The 1,993-nt window shown below is 40.1% G+C and carries 1 protein-coding gene and 1 pseudogene; both read right to left on the bottom strand.

The genetic code is table 11. The features are described from left to right. Positions 1 to 62 precede the first annotated feature (62 nt). Entirely contained in the window at positions 63 to 1,646 is a 1,584-nt protein-coding gene (locus tag HMPREF2572_RS00615) for a hypothetical protein (protein WP_070495406.1), read from the bottom strand. After that, a pseudogene (locus HMPREF2572_RS00610) lies at positions 1,646 to 1,993 on the bottom strand (hypothetical protein); the annotation flags it as partial. The gene HMPREF2572_RS00615 and the pseudogene HMPREF2572_RS00610, both read right to left, overlap by 1 nt.

The following is a 1,993-nucleotide window of genomic DNA, read 5'->3' as shown; positions in this document are numbered from 1 at the left end:
GGCGGTGTAGCGGATGGCGGCGAGTTGCTTTTTGGTATCATCCATAGATTATCCTTTCTTAATTAAAATGAAGATTTGTGTCCGGCAGCGCAGCTGTTGCGGGCTTCTTCTTTGCTGGTAATGATTTCTCCATTGCAACCTAATACGGTTACGTGAGGGCTGGCATCAGCCTCCTCTTTGCTTGCCTCTCTGATATATTCAACTTGATCAATGGTATAAGTACCTCCTTCTACAACAGGTATACCGGCTTTGAAATAAAACAAGGTATAGCCCAAGTTAAATTTCCGGAGAAGTTTTATTTTCTCCTCAACAGCCTCTTCTATTTCTTCATCCGTAAAATCAGCAGTTTCAGCATTTGCACTGCTCCATAAGCCCAATCCTGCTGCTGCAACGGAACCACTTCTAACGATATTCAATCCTAGCTGTGGTGAGCGTGCTGCCATTGCTAAAAGTGGCAGAACGGCAGGAAGCATTTCCATCAGAACAGGTGCCAAAAGTAGAGTTGCTACCCCACCAATGGTAATTCCTATAATCAACATCAAAACATCTTCACCACGAATGAGAACCTTAGTTTCAATTTTCTCGGCAGATACCAAAGTCAATGCATCAATATCAGACTCTTTCTGAAGGTATTTCAATGCTTCCAACATACTCTGCTTATCGGCTACCGGCTTCGATGAATTATTGTCTTTATCCTGCCAGAAAAGCGTATCAGATGTTGCGTAGAAGCTACCACTCCTGCCATTTAGCCAAGGTATATCCTGAAATAGCTTTAGAGTTTCAGGACTATAATTCAATTGTGATTGCTCTTGAGGGGAAAGAAGGGGAGTTAGGTTTTGATCTGCTGTTTTGGAGATTACAGGGGCATTTACCCACTTCTCCCATTTAAATGTCCCATTACGACTTGGTTCTTGAGTAAATACCGGAGCCAGTTCAGCTGCAGTTTCATAAGCCTTCTCTTCCTCTTCCTCTAACCTCCCTTCGAAAGAACCAATGTGCAACAATGTCAGGCCTAAATCCTTAGCACTCATACGGACTATGTGTTTTGATTTACCTCTCAAAATCTTTAGATAATCTGTTTCTTGTGATTTTCCCCATCTATCAGTTTTGCCATTTTCATACTGGAATTTGATTTCGACAATGCGTAATAAATTGTCTGGGAAATCTTGTAGATACCATTTGTTTTTTTTGTGGTTAGGGATTTGAAAAATGGGATCGTCGGCTGTCAAACTGCTGCCATCCCATTTTTTGCCTATCCACATCAGATTTTTATCTTTCAGGATAACGAGGTCTGTACGTACAAAAGATGAGTTTTTTAATACGCCTTTCGCTCTAATTCCATAATAAACCGATCGATGCTGCCCATCTGTTTTACTGGAAGATAGAACAGGAATGGGTATTGCCTTTGTTCTCTTACTCTTAGGAATTTCCCATTTGGATTCTGCCTTATAGTCCCATTTATGGGAATTGAGAAACTCATCCACACGAATCAAAGCAGAAAATCGAGTTTGATATTCTTTGCCACGTCTGGATTGTTTAACCGTCTTCATGGTTAGGTGTGCTTTGATATAAATATACCCATAGTCCCATAAGCTTGGTAATTTCGCGTATTTTTTATCCTCGACAACAGTAGTAATTAGTGCCATTAGTGGTCCCCTTCTTTTTCAGTCCATTCAAGATATAAATCCATTGATTTCACTCCAGCGAAATATAGAGTTCTCTTACGTTCGGAAGAATGTTTCTGTTTTTGTATGTCGATTTTTACTTTTTCAGGTTTGTCTGTAAATGCCATGATGGTTTTTCCCTCCATATCGGTTATACCTTTAAGTTTTTCGTTATTTTCTGTCGTCAATTCATATGGCAAATTGGCAATAGGAAGACCTGTTTTCTCATTATAGATAATGTATCCGCCACTATAATTTTGTTTAAAATCAGATATCTTGTATTGTATTCCGTTGGCACCCGTCACCTCCATCGGCGCCTTCACCCTAAC

Origin of the sequence: Neisseria sp. HMSC064E01, from assembly GCF_001808875.1 — a bacterium.
In the GTDB taxonomy this organism is placed as follows: Bacteria; Pseudomonadota; Gammaproteobacteria; order Burkholderiales; family Neisseriaceae; genus Neisseria; species Neisseria sicca_A.
The sequence above is the reverse complement of the archived record's forward strand: the minus strand, read 5'-3'. Positions and strand labels throughout refer to the sequence as shown.

Coding starts and splice junctions, on each gene's coding strand:
- HMPREF2572_RS00615 (WP_070495406.1), bottom strand. CDS start 1,646: ATGGCACTAATTACTACTGTTGTCGAGGATAAAAAATACGCGAAATTA.